This is a genomic window from Rhodohalobacter mucosus (genome assembly GCF_003150675.1).
Classification (GTDB): Bacteria; Bacteroidota; Rhodothermia; order Balneolales; family Balneolaceae; genus Rhodohalobacter; species Rhodohalobacter mucosus.
Genome location: NZ_QGGB01000007.1, coordinates 21,660 through 36,189 on the forward strand (window position 1 = coordinate 21,660; position 14,530 = coordinate 36,189).

At 40.7% G+C, this 14,530-nt stretch carries 20 protein-coding genes and 1 tRNA gene; 5 read left to right on the top strand and 16 right to left on the bottom strand.

All coding sequences use genetic code 11. From position 1 onward, the window contains the following. Positions 1-242: 242 nt before the first annotated feature. Positions 243-440, top strand: a complete 198-nt coding sequence (locus DDZ15_RS09550) for a type II toxin-antitoxin system VapB family antitoxin (protein ID WP_109647179.1) — start codon at positions 243-245, stop codon at positions 438-440. Then, positions 437-832, top strand: a complete 396-nt coding sequence (vapC, locus tag DDZ15_RS09555; RefSeq protein WP_109646882.1) for a type II toxin-antitoxin system VapC family toxin — start codon at positions 437-439, stop codon at positions 830-832. Before DDZ15_RS09550 ends, vapC begins: the two co-directional genes overlap by 4 nt. Before the next feature lie 291 nt (positions 833-1,123). Here the strand turns inward: vapC and DDZ15_RS09560 are convergent, their stop codons facing one another. After that, the gene (locus DDZ15_RS09560) at positions 1,124-1,831 is read right to left on the bottom strand and encodes a hypothetical protein (protein ID WP_109646883.1); all 708 of its coding nucleotides are present in this window, start codon (positions 1,829-1,831) and stop codon (positions 1,124-1,126) included. A 354-nt stretch (positions 1,832-2,185) separates the two neighbouring features. On the opposite strand from DDZ15_RS09560, the gene DDZ15_RS09565 reads away from it, so the two are divergent. Continuing rightward, positions 2,186-2,259: transfer RNA gene (locus tag DDZ15_RS09565), tRNA-Ile, on the top strand. Positions 2,260-2,491: 232 nt separating this feature from the next. Next, a complete protein-coding gene (locus tag DDZ15_RS09570) occupies positions 2,492-3,667 on the top strand; it encodes a tyrosine-type recombinase/integrase (RefSeq protein WP_109646884.1) in 1,176 nt (391 codons plus the stop codon). Between the two features lie 99 nt (positions 3,668-3,766). On the opposite strand, the gene DDZ15_RS09575 is transcribed toward DDZ15_RS09570, so the two are convergent. The 7 genes from DDZ15_RS09575 to DDZ15_RS09605 all read right to left on the bottom strand — a co-directional run bounded on the left by DDZ15_RS09575 (position 3,767) and on the right by DDZ15_RS09605 (position 9,708). After that, positions 3,767-4,642, bottom strand: coding sequence for a DUF2971 domain-containing protein (locus DDZ15_RS09575; protein ID WP_146198563.1), 876 nt, complete (start codon positions 4,640-4,642; stop codon positions 3,767-3,769). Between the two features lie 754 nt (positions 4,643-5,396). Beyond that, on the bottom strand, positions 5,397-5,756 hold the full coding sequence (locus DDZ15_RS09580; RefSeq protein ID WP_109646886.1) for a hypothetical protein: 360 nt from the start codon (positions 5,754-5,756) through the stop codon (positions 5,397-5,399). A 244-nt stretch (positions 5,757-6,000) separates the two neighbouring features. Next, the gene (locus tag DDZ15_RS09585; protein WP_109647180.1) at positions 6,001-6,759 is read right to left on the bottom strand and encodes an NERD domain-containing protein; all 759 of its coding nucleotides are present in this window, start codon (positions 6,757-6,759) and stop codon (positions 6,001-6,003) included. A 20-nt stretch (positions 6,760-6,779) separates the two neighbouring features. Beyond that, positions 6,780-6,971 carry a PLDc N-terminal domain-containing protein gene (locus tag DDZ15_RS09590; RefSeq protein WP_109646887.1) on the bottom strand — a complete coding sequence of 64 codons (192 nt, stop codon included), beginning with the start codon at positions 6,969-6,971 and terminating at the stop codon, positions 6,780-6,782. A gap of 189 nt (positions 6,972-7,160) precedes the next feature. Further along, entirely contained in the window at positions 7,161-8,267 is a 1,107-nt protein-coding gene (locus DDZ15_RS09595) for a type I restriction enzyme HsdR N-terminal domain-containing protein (protein WP_109646888.1), read from the bottom strand. 84 nt (positions 8,268-8,351) lie between these two features. Beyond that, positions 8,352-9,023, bottom strand: a complete 672-nt coding sequence (locus tag DDZ15_RS09600; RefSeq protein WP_109646889.1) for an ankyrin repeat domain-containing protein — start codon at positions 9,021-9,023, stop codon at positions 8,352-8,354. A gap of 187 nt (positions 9,024-9,210) precedes the next feature. After that, complete coding sequence (locus DDZ15_RS09605) at positions 9,211-9,708, bottom strand: hypothetical protein (protein ID WP_109646890.1); 498 nt, start codon at positions 9,706-9,708, stop codon at positions 9,211-9,213. A gap of 252 nt (positions 9,709-9,960) precedes the next feature. On the opposite strand from DDZ15_RS09605, the gene DDZ15_RS09610 reads away from it, so the two are divergent. Continuing rightward, complete coding sequence (locus tag DDZ15_RS09610) at positions 9,961-10,185, top strand: hypothetical protein (RefSeq protein WP_109646891.1); 225 nt, start codon at positions 9,961-9,963, stop codon at positions 10,183-10,185. On the opposite strand, the gene DDZ15_RS09615 is transcribed toward DDZ15_RS09610, so the two are convergent. The 8 genes from DDZ15_RS09615 to DDZ15_RS09650 are packed head-to-tail and all read right to left on the bottom strand — an operon-like array spanning position 10,165 to position 14,529. Continuing rightward, positions 10,165-10,434 carry a hypothetical protein gene (locus tag DDZ15_RS09615; RefSeq protein ID WP_109646892.1) on the bottom strand — a complete coding sequence of 90 codons (270 nt, stop codon included), beginning with the start codon at positions 10,432-10,434 and terminating at the stop codon, positions 10,165-10,167. The genes DDZ15_RS09610 and DDZ15_RS09615 overlap by 21 nt on opposite strands. A gap of 13 nt (positions 10,435-10,447) precedes the next feature. Continuing rightward, on the bottom strand, positions 10,448-10,768 hold the full coding sequence (locus DDZ15_RS09620) for a hypothetical protein (RefSeq protein ID WP_109646893.1): 321 nt from the start codon (positions 10,766-10,768) through the stop codon (positions 10,448-10,450). Further along, the gene (locus tag DDZ15_RS09625; protein WP_109646894.1) at positions 10,743-11,288 is read right to left on the bottom strand and encodes a hypothetical protein; all 546 of its coding nucleotides are present in this window, start codon (positions 11,286-11,288) and stop codon (positions 10,743-10,745) included. Before DDZ15_RS09625 ends, DDZ15_RS09620 begins: the two co-directional genes overlap by 26 nt. Beyond that, the gene (locus DDZ15_RS09630) at positions 11,285-11,527 is read right to left on the bottom strand and encodes a hypothetical protein (RefSeq protein ID WP_109646895.1); all 243 of its coding nucleotides are present in this window, start codon (positions 11,525-11,527) and stop codon (positions 11,285-11,287) included. Before DDZ15_RS09630 ends, DDZ15_RS09625 begins: the two co-directional genes overlap by 4 nt. A 16-nt stretch (positions 11,528-11,543) precedes the next feature. Then, the gene (locus tag DDZ15_RS09635; protein WP_109646896.1) at positions 11,544-12,005 is read right to left on the bottom strand and encodes a hypothetical protein; all 462 of its coding nucleotides are present in this window, start codon (positions 12,003-12,005) and stop codon (positions 11,544-11,546) included. Positions 12,006-12,008: 3 nt separating this feature from the next. After that, positions 12,009-12,566, bottom strand: coding sequence for a transglycosylase SLT domain-containing protein (locus DDZ15_RS09640; RefSeq protein ID WP_109646897.1), 558 nt, complete (start codon positions 12,564-12,566; stop codon positions 12,009-12,011). Then, positions 12,566-13,960, bottom strand: coding sequence for a hypothetical protein (locus DDZ15_RS09645; protein WP_109646898.1), 1,395 nt, complete (start codon positions 13,958-13,960; stop codon positions 12,566-12,568). The genes DDZ15_RS09640 and DDZ15_RS09645 overlap by 1 nt, the downstream gene beginning before the upstream one ends. A gap of 2 nt (positions 13,961-13,962) precedes the next feature. Further along, entirely contained in the window at positions 13,963-14,529 is a 567-nt protein-coding gene (locus tag DDZ15_RS09650; protein WP_109646899.1) for a hypothetical protein, read from the bottom strand. Position 14,530 lies beyond the last annotated feature (1 nt).

Consider the following 14,530-nt stretch of genomic DNA (forward strand, 5'->3'; position numbering starts at 1 on the left):
AGCCCTCCGGGCTCGGTAAAAACACGGATTGATTAAGTAGAGGAGATTCTTTTAACGGAAGGTCCGCGTTTTCTTAAAGGCCCGAAGGTCTGCACAAATAAAGTCCTGCTACCGCTGGACGGCATACACGAGCGAGGGTTTCAACCCTCGTTCTCATGGCCCGACCTTCATTTCAGTTAGGAAATCTATTCTAATGTGTATAAATTGAAAAATAATACACATTGAAAGATTCCGGAGGTGGTATGCGAACAAATATTGTAATAGACGATGAGTTGATGGAAGAGGCTTTGAGGGTGAGTCGCCTGAAAACGAAGAAAGAAGCTGTAGAAGCAGGTTTGAAGCTTCTGGTACAGCGAAAGAAGCAGGAAAATATCAGAAACTTGCGCGGCGCTCTGCACTGGACCGGCGACCTGGAGCAGATGAGGGTTAACGAAAAATGATCCTGGCAGATACCAGTGTCTGGATTGATTATTTCAACGGTGTTGAATCTTATCATACCGACAGCCTGGACATTGCTCTTTCTGAACAGACGGTCTTGATGGGCGACATCATACTCGCTGAAATTCTTCAGGGTTTTGACAGTGATTCTGAGTTCAAAAAGGCAAGGGATGCACTGAAGATACTCGAATGCGTCCGTCTCGGCGGAAAAGAACTGGCGATACAATCGGCATCAAATTTCCGGTTACTGCGATCAAGGGGTATCACCATCCGTAAAACAGTGGATATGATTATAGCCAGCTGGTGTATCGAGCACGGTGTGGAGTTAATGCACAATGACAAGGACTTTGACCGGATTGCTTCTGAATTGCCGCTTCTAGTATATACGCGTTGATCAAAAAGCATAGGGCGATATACCAATCCTGCCGGAAATGTTTCTAAATAGCCCAATTGCACTACGACACGGGGGGCTGAAGCCCCCGCTCGCATATAACGCCCTCCGGGCTCGGCAGAAGCCTGGGTTGATGAATGATGAGAAGGTTTCTTTGTGGAGGACTCTTTTTTAAATGAAGGCGCAATATTTGGAACAACAAGAGTCCTGCCACTGCAGGACGACATACACGAGCGAGGGTTTCAACCCTCGCACCCTCGCATCCTCGCACCCTCACCTCCGTTCCACTCTATCTCAAAAACTCCCCGACAGCTCCAGAATGCGATGTATTGCGAATGCCAGGTATCCGATGAGTCCCGCAGCAAAACCTGACAGTACCGCAAAAAGGATATACCCGGTTGCGTAGGATGATATCAGCCTTACCCACCCCAGGAAATCGGACGGCCTCAGGTATTGCCGGTAGAGGTGGAGCATCGGCAAGGCCAGAGCAACGGCCGGAAGGGTGGAGCTCATCATGGGATCGGAAACGGGCAGTCCGCTCAGCATCCAGGCGGGTACAAGAAGGGCCAGAACCGGAATGGAAGCACCGACCGTGTAGGTGTTCAGGATCAGGTTTTCATAAAACCCGCTGACCGACTCCCTGAGGAAAAAGAGCCCGCCCAGCGAAAGCATCGGTATCAGAAAAAGCGCTGCGGAAAGCGGCAGAAACCGTGTAAAAGCCCAGACGTTGCTCACTTCGATCCACTCCGTGATCGCTGCAATCTGCTCGTTAACCGGTTCATCGCCGGGTCCGGTTTGAATGCCGGCCGGGTCAAACGAATAGTCAACAGGAATCACATTCATAACCAGCAGAATAAAAGCAGCTGAAATCAAGACAAAGGCAAAAGGATGCGTAAAACTGCGGGGTTGGTCCGCTTCTGCATGGAGAAACGAGTCAATGACGTTCCGCGGTGCAGACCAGAGCTCTTTCAGGGTTGGTAAGTAAAGCCGAAGGTTTTTCATGACAAATATTGAAAGGCTAAACAGCTTTCGTTACACAGGCTTTACGATAAAACCTGTTGGTACCGCAGTAAAAGTAATTTGAAGGTTTCCCTTCATCACTCCGTGTCTCCGTGGCAGCCGTAACGCATAGGCACAGACAAAAAATAAAAAACCGGCTGCCCTTTCAGACAGCCGGCTGTAAGAACTCTGAAGATCCTTTAAACAGGCCAATCAGAATCCTTAACCCCGGCTAAATATAAGATAATAGACGTCAGATGAAAAGGAGAGCTTTTACCGAATTTGGAATTTGAATGGATTCGGTTGTTGTTTCTGGATGGCAAAGCTTGTAATTTTGTAACTCTGTAAAAGAAATGAGGGCCCGTAGCTCAGTTGGTCAGAGCAGTCGACTCATAATCGATTGGTCGCAGGTTCAAGTCCTGCCGGGCCCACATCTTACCAAACAGTACAAGAGGGGGCAAAAACCCCCTTCTATTCCTCTCTAAAGCAAAAAAAACCTCAAAAACTAACATTGGTAAGCGAGCAGAAGTGATCAAAAGTGATTGCTTCGCACAGCTCAATTCCCAGTCTTGGTGTCCAAATTGGTGTCCAAATTGGTGTCCAATTTTTGAGGGTTTGGGAGCCACTCTAAACGAGAACTCTCAAATACGTTGGAGTGGAACTATGGCATTTCTTACAAAACGTGGAAAGTACTATTACGTAAAATGGAATACATCTGAGAAGGGTAAAGTCAGAGAAGTCCGAAAATCGCTGGGAACTCGTCATAAAGATGTAGCTCAAAAAATGGTGACAGAACTGGAGAAGCTGGAATCGCTTGGGAAGATCGATCCATTTATACCCGGCTTTAATCCCAAACGAGCATTGACAGATGATAAGACTGAAAAGACGCTTCAATGCGCCACTGTTACGGATGCACTTAATCTATTCTATTCTGCTAAACAGCATTTATCTCCTGCGACAGTCGATGCATATAAACGGGCACTTGATCATTTTGTAGAACTAAACAGGCTGAAAATGGCAAGTCCAAAGAGCATTCGGCCACATCACTTTGAGAATGTAATCTTTAAACGTGGCATTACTGCAGCAACCAGACATTACTATTTTCGGCATTTCCGTTCTTGGTGGAAGTTCCTGAAAAAGAAAAAAGTAGTTGAAGCAGATATTTTTGACTCCCTGAAAGAAGATCTTCCACGCATTCGGGAAAATACCCGGCCAAAAATGATTTCGGAGCAAGAGTTGAAAACACTCTTCAAAACGTTCGATTCTGAACTGCAAAGAAAGAAAGCACTTTCGGAATTTGATCCGGAAAGAGTTCAGCATTGGTTCAAACCAATTGTGGCTTTGTACTTCTATGGTGGGTTACGAAAGCACGAAGCCGGTTACTCACCCTATTTAAAATATTCAGGATTAAAGGGTGAAAATTTGATTTTTGAGGACGGAGAACTGACTTACATATACCTGCCTCCCACAAAAGGTCGGAAAGAGCGCCAGATACCGATTATCAAAGAATTAAGAGTACAATTAGAACAGTACTTAAAGCTTCGTGGCAAATTAAATTCGAAGGACTTTGTGTTCGTGTATCAGGGAGGAACTTCTAATAATAAGCCGGTTCGAGGGGATCGTGTTTATCGTGAATTCAAACGCTACGCTAAGGTTGCCGGAATACCTACCACTCGTAGCTTACATGGGATGAGACACCAGGCGGTTACTACCTGGATTGAGAAAGGATTTCATACTGCAGAGGCAAGTTATATGGCGGGGCATTCGAGTCAAAAAGTGACAGAGAAGTATACGCATCTGACTGCGAAGAGACTGAAGGAGAAGATGGAAAAGTTATAACGGTTTGGCATTTGTGCGGCGTGGCAAGATATTAAATGATTGGGCAACAATTCATTACACGACCGCACGAAATGCTTGTTATGCCAAAAAAACAAGATTTTAGAGCTCGATATCTTCAAAAGTGAGACCATATTTTTCTTTTGACTTAATTGCACGTTTAATGACTGCATTGGAATCAACTCTACTGAGCTCTTTTTTGAGTTTTTCAATATTTTCATCTTTTGCATTAAGTCCGATAATAACTTCTCCAACAGCATCTGCACCAAACGAATAAGGAGTATCTGGATGATTCCACATAATTAATCTAATTTCATTTTCATGTTTCCAATGTATTGATTTCGTGCAATGGACAGCTTCTGTTACATCAAAATTTTCATCTGTAGAATCACCATTAAGAGGAGTATCAATATTTACGTGTGGTATTTCATCAGTATATATAACATCGTGAAGTGCAAGCAGTATACCTTCCTCAGTCAATAATTGTTTTTGCTTTTCCGCTATGACTTCTGTTTTCAGTCCGATACAAATACCTTCATGATTTTCTGAATAGTAAGCCCACATTGGTAATGAATTCCAATCCCTAACCAATGATAAAATTCCAAACCTTTCATATTGTAATTCCAATAGTTCGGCAGCTGCAATTGTTGGATCCTTTCGGTGAATCATAGCCCTTTTCCAAGCGATACTTTCTAATTCTTTACGTTGCAATCGAGTTGCTGTAGAAAATCTTTGCTTGGTTTTTTTATGAATGTACTGCTTTAGTTCATCTTCAGGTAAACCAATAAAATTTGACTCAGGAATAAAGTAGTGCTCAAAAGGATCGTTAAGATGACGAGCACTTGAAAAGAATGCTTCACCCGTAGTTGCCATTTTTATTCCGAAGTTATCTTCATCGAAAACTCTGTATTTGTATAATAATGACGGCATGTTATCTAAGTTTTCTTCAATTGGATTGTAGCTAATTCGTTTAGTCACTTTTTAATTTCATTTAGTGGTTAGAATTTGGCATAACGACACAGCGTTTAAACGGCACGGGGATTATGATTTGGTTGAAGTAGCAAAATTAATTCCTGGCAATCAAGTTCCATCGCACCCCGTCCGCGTCCGATTTAAAACGCCTTGTGTGCGCCCGGCATAGGTGCCTTTGGCTTACAGGTATGTAAGCCAAAAATCTTGAGGGTGAAAGTCCATTATGAGTCCCGCTGGAGAGCGGGGAACCATTAGCAAGTCGCAAGGGCGTTGCCGGTAACCGCAAGTCTGAAATAAGCGAGACTGCAAGCTCTGGTGCTGATGAACAGGAACCGCATAAGAGGCTAAATGTATTGAACAAGTAAGCACATCATTGAAACGTCCGAAACACCTCGAGGTGAATGTTCATTATGTAGATGCGGCAGGCATTAGATGAAAGAAGGCATTCTTACTCGGGGAGATCCTGGCTGTTTATAGAGTCAGGAATTCGAAAAAAGTCGTATTAATCCGGCACTGCCGGATGAAGGGCTGAACGTTGTTCTCTCAGAAATTGAATTGGAAGCAAGACTGCAAAACGGATAATTTACCGGCAGTCATGCAGTCCAATGTGAAAGTATGAGATGGCTCCAACCAACGAAAAGAGCGGTTGGAGTGATGGATGACGAACCGCCTTATACGCGATCCGTACGTGCGGTGGTCTGAGAGGCGCACAATGAGTTTAATTGCTCACGGCCGTCTACTCGATTATACCCAGACTTTATTAAAATGAGTATTTAGAATATTTCATTGCTTCAGCCTCAATTTTTTTATTGTAATTCCGTACACCTATGATAGCCCAGATTATATTGATCAACCAATAAATTGCTGGTATTGAAATTCCTATTAAGTAAAACTCAAATAAGTAATCAGCTGTCCAATCAAAGAAGTCATAATTTCCTTCAATTATGTTATCAAATAGGTAATAGTAGCTAATACCTATCAACGCAATTGGAAGGAATGTCATTATAAATCCACCTAATACGGTTGAATAGAATAAACCGATAGGGCCGAACAGCAAAGTCAGAAGTATTGCTATTCCCGTACTTTTTGGAGACTTAGTAATAATGTATGGTGTTGACATTACATTTAGATTCTATGGGTTAACGGTTTGGCGTTTAACCGGCTTAGCCTATTTGGTTAGTAATGTAATTAAAACTGAAAACATCTTTTAGCCCACGAATATTGAAATAGCAAAAAGCGGCCATGTTCACGTTGAAACGCTGGTTATAGGGCGCTGTGAGATGCGTTTAGAAATTATTTTCAAGCTTTAGATATGGTGTGTGCCTTACTCGATTCAATATTTTTAAAACATGAAAATTTCTGCACTACTTTTTCTTTGTATATCTACATTCTGGAAAATTAGAACAGCCAAAAAATTTTCCATGCTTGCCATTTTTTAAAACAAGTATCCCCCCACATTTGGGACAATATCTAGGAACTGAACTTTTTTTGCCCCATTTGGTAATCCTCTTTACAAACTTCCTGTGCTTTTTTTTAATATCCTTTTTGTCGACAATTACTTGTTTAACGAGGTCGTCAATTCTTTCCAGTTGATTATGCGTTAAATGAATTTCTTTATTTCTCCTGATTGTTCTTAAAATCTTACGTTTGTAAATGACGGGCACAGAAGATTTTATTTTTTTGAGTTTTCCAGATCCTGCAAAAACAATAATTGGGAAATATTTCAAACCAGTAAAATCTGAAAATATCTGTTTGAGAAAATTAATGTGAGACCAGCTTTGAATAACTGGATTAAAAATTTTGTATTTATTTTTGAAAAGCGTTTGAGTCCAATATTTGGAGTTCTCATTCCCAAATATCCACCCCTTATAGTTTTTTGTTTCAATTACAAATATTCCATAAACAGATATGATTAAATGGTCTATTTGTTTGCTTCTTCCCTTGTTTTTTAAGTAGATGTCATTATAAACTATATAATCATTTTTGTTAAGTCTTCGTAGCTTTCGTGCAACACTATATTCTCCTAATACGCCTTTGATTTTTGGCAAATATTTCTTTTTAAAAAGGACGCCAACTAAATAGAGAATAAAAACAAATACAATATATGCTATACTTTCATCCAAAAATTATCTTTTAAAGTCATTTAATTTTTCTTTTTAATAGGAGCGAGCAACAGATAAAAAATCCATGCAAACCAAGAAATGAAGAGCACAGCCAAAACCCAAGCTAACTTTTCGCTTCCCATAGTTTTTTTAGAAATGAGAATTGACATTAGAGGTATTAGCCAGACGATTGCTATGATTGTTAAGAATGCAAGAGCTACTGATTCGTCCATTTTATATCAAATTAATTCAATATAAATATTCATTTGGAGTGTAAAATCTCTTTAAGTGTGTATTAAAAGCCCTATAACGATGCGGCGTTTGTCCGGCGTGGCAATCAGCAAAGCCGTGAACAAGAATTGCTTAAACGACCGATACGCTTGTTAGCGGTTAAGCCAATATTTATTTTTTACATAAAAAGTTTAATGAACCTTTGCTTTAATTCTACTTCTCAGCTGTGGTTCAGCAACTTCAAGAGCCAAGTCAATAATATCCTGAATATTTTTCCGACTGTAATTAGTACCAAGCCACCAGCCTGAGACTACTTCAACTGATTTTTCTTCTGCTAAATCAGGACGTCCCGGATAAAGTTCATATTTATCTCTTGCCAAATACCTTCTTTTCCTTCCATGCTTTCTCGAAGCAAATCTTTCAAGAAATGAATCATCTTCTTTTGCTAATAATTCAAATAGGGTGACCATTACTTCACGAGCAGAACCTGCTGAAATTTCTTGATCCTTAAATGTTAAATTGTAGTCATCAACTTTTTGAGTTCGAAACTTTTTGGGTGACGGTTTACTATTTTTTGTAGATCGTTCTGATATGTTTCGAACAGTTTTCTTTTCAACTCTTGAAGTACCATGAGAATTTATTTGTTCATCAAAAAACTGACTACAAACATCCAAATCGGGCTTATAACCACATAAATCTTCTACTTTTTCAGCTAATAACTCTAATAATATTGAATCTTGTTCCTGAAGTATAGATTCCCATGCTTTAGGTAGATTATTTGCTATGACTCTAAACTTTGCGACATTTTGGTAATCAGATCGGGCTGATATTAATGCTTCTCCAGATGTAACATTCTGGTATTTTAAATATCGAACAAGTCGCTTTTCGATTTCATCAAGACTCCTTTCCAGCATATCTATTTTATAAACTCTTCTTTCATCATAGCGCCCTTGTTCACCTGGTAAGTAAAAACTCCATTCTTGACCATCAGTTAAAATTGCCATCGGAACCCCAAGATGAAATGCATATTCAAATAATTGGCGGTCCGCTCCATCTGCTAACCCAACATTTTTTACTTCTATAAATACAGCCGGTTTATTTTTAGGATGACACAATGCATAATCAACTCTTCGATTTTCAACTGTAAATTCAGGAACTACAATTGACGTGTCAAATACGGGCCAGCCGAGTTCATTTAAAGCTGGCAAAAGAATACCTTGAGAAACAGATGCTTCTGAGGTAAATGATCCTTGACGTAACCCATTTTGCACTTTTTTTAAGTGATCAGATAGTCCCATGTTTTTGGATGAACTTAGTAAAAATTTGTGATCTTATTTTTTGACCGCTAACGGCTTGGTAATTACGGCATATAAGTAATTAATTTACCTAAGTTTTCGATAAAGACTTGGAGCTCTTTCCTCCAATTCACTTGTTACGTAGACATCTCTCATGGGTGTTTCTCCAAATACCCAGCCACTAAACGTAGCCCCATTATTTACTAAAAACTCAGCAATCTCATAATATTTTTTATCATATCTCGAATACTGCCCCCCGAAAGTACCGTAGCCAGTAGCGTTGGCACCTCGACCTATTCTATTATAATCCAACGCAAAAGCTAATGGAAGTCTTGTTTCTGTATTTCCACCATAAGTACTTCTGTCATGTAATTTATTAAAGTCTGCTCCTTTTGTTTTTAAAAACTCAAGAGCATCCATGTTTTTAACCCATATTGCAGTAAGAACTACACCCGAATCATCAGGCTTTAAACCGTGATCAAAAAGTAATTCTAAAATATTTAAATGGCCGTAGTAAATAGCATATTGCCCAGCTTCGTTTCCGGCATTAGGAGTCATTCCAGCTTTTAAAAACAATTCGACCGCTGAATAATCACCTTCTTGTATTCTAGAATGGTATTCATCAATTGTGAACTCAATTCCAATGTCTGACAACATTTTACGAGCTTCAAATCTTTCTTGAGCTTTTCTCTCTTCAAATTTACAACCAGTAAGTAAAAGTATTAGGAAAAATAAAACTGAGTATGTTGTTTTCATCATTATTCAAAGTTAGAGTGGATTATAAAATGTCCATGAATAAGAAATGGATTTTGCTATACCATCTAAGCCTGGAAAAAGAACGTCCGCGGTGACATTCATTTATTTCAATTCTTTTGCTAAATCTCTAAAGAAATTTATTTTATAAATATTCGAGTTTTCTGAGAGTCTGATGCATGGAAATGTTTAATCATTTACTAATGGTAATACTCTTAATTGTTCCATTCTCAAAGTACCCAAAATTATCATCAATACCGTCTCTAGACCAGACTTCCAAATCAACTCTATGTCTATCGTAGTAAAAAACAACTTTAGAATATTCGGCTGGGACAGAATATTCTAATTCTTCCCATTCTGCATTATTTCCCCACAACTCCATACATTTGGATAAATGATCACCAATTGATACGCCTAGAATTTTGCCACTAAATGCTATACCTGAATGTAATTGAGCGGCTTTAATTGAGGATACTTGGTTTCGATTGTTGTAGTAGACTATTAATCCATGATTAAAAAAAGAATCAAAATAATCTCCTGTACGAGTTGGTGTGCCTAAAATTAGCTGAACCTCCATTTTACTTTGTCCGATATCTATAGGTAAATCACTATCAGTATTAATTTTTTTATTGGTTTCTTCACACCCAAAAAATACAATCACGACTAATGCATATAAAAGAAGATTTTTCATATTTCAACAAAATCTAAATTTATTGGTTAAGGCACCTAACATATAATTCTGTTTATGAAAACTTGATCCTATACTTTTCGCACATTATCTGATTTCTCTGTTATTAGCAAATGCAGACTATTACCAGGCATGTTCTGCGACACTTTATTTGCAGTACTGTCTTGTGATAATTCAAAAGTGACATTTTTCTGTAAGGGATCGCCATTTTTTTGTTCTTACTATTATAAATGGCAACAAGAGACAGGAGAAAATATGACTGAAGAAATCAGACTAACCAGAGATATACACAACTTCGTCCGTGACCACATGTGCTGGGAAGAGTCACTTAGACTTTTAGATGAGATTGTTGAATCAGAGGAGTGGATTCAACATTTAGAAATTGATATGCTTCTATATGAAATGGCAAGTAAAGAACAGGAACTGAGGGCGGTTAAACCCTCAATTCCTGAATTTTTATTAAGAAGACGTGCTTTCTGATTGGGTTACTCCAACCGATACAGCAAAGCATCCATACAAATAACCTGCTGCCTCAAGTATTCCCAGGATAAGGAGTAGGGTAGTGTCAATTTCACCGATTTGAAGTTTACCGGCAGAAATTGATCCGGCAATAGCTAAGCTGGTGACACCACTGGTGGCAATGTCTTTGCCCTCTTCCGGGGTTTTGCCTCGGATTAGCTTGATGATTGCAGGTATTGCGGTAATGGTCTTTTTAAGTCGTGTGATCATTGGGGGACGAGGTTTAAGGATTGTTGGGTGTTATTTCAATTTCGAGAGCACGGAGTCGGCCTTCGTGCTCTTCGAGGGTGATGGTTGTACTGGACTGATGAGTCTCGATGGACTTTTTCAGCGATTCCAGGTCAATACTTTGTATTCGCTGTTCGGCCTGAATATTGATCATTAGCTCATACCACTTCTTAATTTCTGCGGTTTGATTGTTGATCGAGTCATAGATCCCGGTCAGAAACAGGCAGATGATCGTGGTAATAATCAGCTCCTTATACTTGCTGAGGTAAGGTTCTATTCGTTGTGGTAGATTAGACTGCTTCGGCTGTGGTTGCATGTAGTTTCAGTGCCTGGTCAAGGGTTATAGATTTGCTGTTGGTCTGGCAGAAGAAGCTTCCATTAACCACAGATTGATAGTAGTACAGGCCGTTAATTCGAAGCCACCTTAGCGGTCTCTGCTTTGTCGTATTTCCACTCCATCCATCAACATGCAGTCCAATTGCCGGGATATCGGCTTTGGTTATTGGGCATTTATAACTCCAGTCGAAATACAAGCCCACTCCCTGAAACGGCCAGGTTGTAGCAAGCAGCCAATGATTAAGGGCAGAAGCCTGCTGTACACGCCATTGCGTAAAGAGTAGGCAGTCGATGGCCTTGCCCTTTCCGTGCGATTTCTGATCATTTCTGCGCCATGCAGAGGTAATCATGGTTGGCATGCCCGTCCACTGACGCCATGCCAGGAATGATTGCAGGAATCCGGTATCCATTCTTCCAATAGAATCCTGGATATCAAATTCACTGATCTTAAAGTGCCCACCATATGCATCAATTAGTGCGAGATAGTCTGATCGAGTCATCTTCTCCTCCTGCGTCTGGATTTCCACCAGCAATATCCAAGGCCGACTGCCAGTGCTCCGGCTTTGTATTTGAATGGAATCTCGTCATTAATGTAGTCCTTGGCAGTTTTGATGAGATCCTTTTTAGTTTCATTATTTGTCTGATTATCAACAGGTGATTCACCAAGGCCGGGTGTTGGTTTTGAACAGCCGCAACCACAGCCGAGTCCATTATCGTAGATGTATTTTGATTTACTCATGTAGGATTATTTTAGGTTAGAGGACAATTTTTAGTAATACAGCAGCTCCAAGCAGGCCGCCACCGATAAGTGCTGCTTTCTTTTTTTCTATTCGATGATTCCCGTTGATCACAAGTTGATCTCCTTCAACTTTCACAAATGAATTGCCAGAGATGATTACCCCTAAAGGTTCAATACCGGCATCAGGTTTTGGGTCTACAATTGGGTGAGGGCCTCCGGTTTGAGGCATTAACCTTGTCCTGATTACAGGATCAGGAATTTTGACCGGATCAGGTTGCAATACCGGCTGATTAACCGTAGGAACTTTTACTACCGTAGGTTGAACTGTTCTTTGAAGTGTTGAACCACCTGATGAATATGAATCGGCAGGTTGGAGAATCATTCTTTCATCATAAAGCATGGGGTCTGCTTGCTGAGTGGCGATTCGTCCGAGTCCGGCTGGATGTTCATTATACACATAGCTTGATTGCGAGCTCATGGTTTAGGTTTTATGGGTTAAAAATTTGTAGGAGAGGAAACCGGCGAGTACCATTGGGAACAACATCACGGTGAATGAAGACGCCTTGCTTGCACCAAGCATCGATTCAATGATCTGTTTTCTTTTCAGTACATCTGATGCATAGTCTTTGCCGGTCGTTACCATATCAGGAGAAAGCCCGGAAGAAACTGCGGATCGAACCCTTGATGCTCCGGCATTGTAGGCAGCAACTGCTGGTTTTAGATTTCCATGAAACTGGCGAATAAGTTGGGACAGAAATTCTGCTCCATAATGGATGTTCGCCTGGTGATCATTGTTTGCAAACCTGCCGGTAAACTCCGGATGATATCTGCGGTCAATTTGCATGATGCCGATACCATGACCACTATCACCCGTCCAGTTTGCGTCCAGGTTCAAACCCATATTGCTTTCCCGTGAAGCGATGGCCAGTAAAAGTGCAATCGGAACATTATGTTTGACTGCAGCCTCATGAAAATAGCCGATCAATCCACGAACGCGGACGTAGGTAAGCTGGGAGGATATTTGAATTGTGCCAGGCATTAAACAACCGCTTTACAGTTGAATCCAACCTTTACAGATTCGCCTGGCTGGATAGTGAACTGATCTGTTTCAGCCAAAGCCCTTCGAGCTAATAAGTACGGTGAGTAAGCAATTGAATTGGTTCTGTTACCATACAGACCAATCTCTCGCACAGTTATTGGAGTGGCACCTCTATTTTCAAATATGCGCTCCACCGGGAAATAAACCTCATTTGCTACATCATCGACTACGAGGTCACCAATATGCATACCATGATGGACAAGAGAGCCATCTTCATATCCATGAGATATTCCATGTTTGTTGTTATCGTCAGGGGTGAGGTTCGTGTCGGTCATTGATACGAACTTGTTGTCCTCACCAAGACGAACACCAAATTGCCATGCATGAATATTCGTAGAGGTGTCGGGAGAGATACCTGTTCCTCCACCACCCAAACCACAAGCAAGATTCCACTCTACACCAGAGGAGTGTGATGCATTTGGATTTGCACAACGGTGTAAAGCAAGTATGAACTGTTCCGTCCATCCTCCGTTTGAACCATTCAAATTCGTATCCTGGTTGAAATTTTCAATCTCTGATAGAATTTCGTAGTCAAGGGATAGAGTTGATGCATGCTCAAGGTGAACCGGAGAGCCTAGTACATCACGAGCCATCAGCATATCGTTGGCATACAATGCAGATTTTAACCCGATCTCTGCAATCTGTTTAACGACTCCTGATTCGTTTGTGAAAGGCCTGGAAATAGTAAATTTTGAGCTCTTTTGATCCGTTAATACACTCGATATAGATACACTTCCTTGGTTGCATCCACGTTTGAAGTATCCAGGTAAACACAGATCAGATGCTTTTACAGCTCTTGCATCCGTTCCTATGATAGGAAACCATTTCAAAGGCATGCGCTGATAAATATTCCACCATTCCGTTTTATGGTATGAGCCAATACCAATACCTGAAACTCCATCCCAACTACCGCTTACCGAAGGTGCAATACCTTTTATTCTCCAGTTATACCGGCTAATGCGTTCATGAATGAAGGGAGTTTCGCCTTCATGTACTGAAAATTGGCCATTTAGACCATCCAGGCCATAAACACCCTGAATACATAGCATCTGCACATTGCCGCCATTGTAATCAATCCAATTATCAACTGTGATATCAACGTCTCCATCTTCTTTTACATTTATAGCCGTGATGTTTCTCTCGCCATATTGAGTGTTCCAATACTTTGGTTCTCTATGGCCGGTCATACACAGGCGAATATACTTCATTAGGTTGGCGACAAAGCTCTCACACTTCATTCGGTATAAATGCTGCTCATTTAGGGTGAGATCGCAGAACATGTCAAGACCGGAGTTCGACCGGCCAATGTTTAAATCGGATACAATTTTTTTCATAATTAAGTAATTGTGATGCTGAAAGAAGTTTTAAGATTATTGCCACTTGAGGATTGACTCGATTCATGATCGAGTGTCTTTGTCGCGTCAATTACAGGTTCAATGGTTGCAGGGGAGTCAGAACTTATAGGTTCCGTATTGGTCGTTGGCAGGGTGGTTGGTAAAGACTGGGAGATAAATTCAACATCAGATAAGGGGATTATCTCAAGCTCTATTTCTGCAGTAAGTTTGCCACCTACCTGCATTGTGACTCCGGGAGGAACGATGACCATATAGATCGGGGATTCGCCAACTCTGTCTGAAATTGTTCTTGATCGAACCCTAAAATAATGTCGGGTGTCCAAGTATGTAGTAGGGAACCACAAGCGATGATAGCGAACCATATCTTGTGGTTCAGAGTTGTACTCGGGTGTGGTCAACAAGTCATCTGGGGATATTCCCCAATCCATTTGGGAAGATGCTTTTTCGCCTGTTGCCCAGCTTACCTGGATGGAGCCATCCAATAACATCCCGCTGACAACTCGCATTTTGAATGGTTCACCGAATTTTTTTCCTGAAATTTTGCTCATG

What these genes read in the sequence shown, in the direction of transcription:
- DDZ15_RS09650 (WP_109646899.1), bottom strand. Translation starts at nt 14,529, where the DNA reads ATGAGCAAAATTTCAGGAAAAAAATTCGGTGAACCATTCAAAATGCGA.
- DDZ15_RS09580 (WP_109646886.1), bottom strand. Translation starts at nt 5,756, where the DNA reads ATGTCAACACCATACATTATTACTAAGTCTCCAAAAAGTACGGGAATA.
- DDZ15_RS09605 (WP_109646890.1), bottom strand. Translation starts at nt 9,708, where the DNA reads ATGAAAAATCTTCTTTTATATGCATTAGTCGTGATTGTATTTTTTGGG.
- DDZ15_RS09570 (WP_109646884.1), top strand. Translation starts at nt 2,492, where the DNA reads ATGGCATTTCTTACAAAACGTGGAAAGTACTATTACGTAAAATGGAAT.
- DDZ15_RS09630 (WP_109646895.1), bottom strand. Translation starts at nt 11,527, where the DNA reads ATGAGTAAATCAAAATACATCTACGATAATGGACTCGGCTGTGGTTGC.
- DDZ15_RS09625 (WP_109646894.1), bottom strand. Translation starts at nt 11,288, where the DNA reads ATGACTCGATCAGACTATCTCGCACTAATTGATGCATATGGTGGGCAC.
- DDZ15_RS09590 (WP_109646887.1), bottom strand. Translation starts at nt 6,971, where the DNA reads ATGGACGAATCAGTAGCTCTTGCATTCTTAACAATCATAGCAATCGTC.
- DDZ15_RS09600 (WP_109646889.1), bottom strand. Translation starts at nt 9,023, where the DNA reads ATGATGAAAACAACATACTCAGTTTTATTTTTCCTAATACTTTTACTT.
- DDZ15_RS09610 (WP_109646891.1), top strand. Translation starts at nt 9,961, where the DNA reads ATGACTGAAGAAATCAGACTAACCAGAGATATACACAACTTCGTCCGT.
- DDZ15_RS09635 (WP_109646896.1), bottom strand. Translation starts at nt 12,005, where the DNA reads ATGAGCTCGCAATCAAGCTATGTGTATAATGAACATCCAGCCGGACTC.
- DDZ15_RS09550 (WP_109647179.1), top strand. Translation starts at nt 243, where the DNA reads ATGCGAACAAATATTGTAATAGACGATGAGTTGATGGAAGAGGCTTTG.
- DDZ15_RS09615 (WP_109646892.1), bottom strand. Translation starts at nt 10,434, where the DNA reads ATGATCACACGACTTAAAAAGACCATTACCGCAATACCTGCAATCATC.
- DDZ15_RS09560 (WP_109646883.1), bottom strand. Translation starts at nt 1,831, where the DNA reads ATGAAAAACCTTCGGCTTTACTTACCAACCCTGAAAGAGCTCTGGTCT.
- DDZ15_RS09640 (WP_109646897.1), bottom strand. Translation starts at nt 12,566, where the DNA reads ATGCCTGGCACAATTCAAATATCCTCCCAGCTTACCTACGTCCGCGTT.
- DDZ15_RS09645 (WP_109646898.1), bottom strand. Translation starts at nt 13,960, where the DNA reads ATGAAAAAAATTGTATCCGATTTAAACATTGGCCGGTCGAACTCCGGT.
- vapC (WP_109646882.1), top strand. Translation starts at nt 437, where the DNA reads ATGATCCTGGCAGATACCAGTGTCTGGATTGATTATTTCAACGGTGTT.
- DDZ15_RS09620 (WP_109646893.1), bottom strand. Translation starts at nt 10,768, where the DNA reads ATGCAACCACAGCCGAAGCAGTCTAATCTACCACAACGAATAGAACCT.
- DDZ15_RS09595 (WP_109646888.1), bottom strand. Translation starts at nt 8,267, where the DNA reads ATGGGACTATCTGATCACTTAAAAAAAGTGCAAAATGGGTTACGTCAA.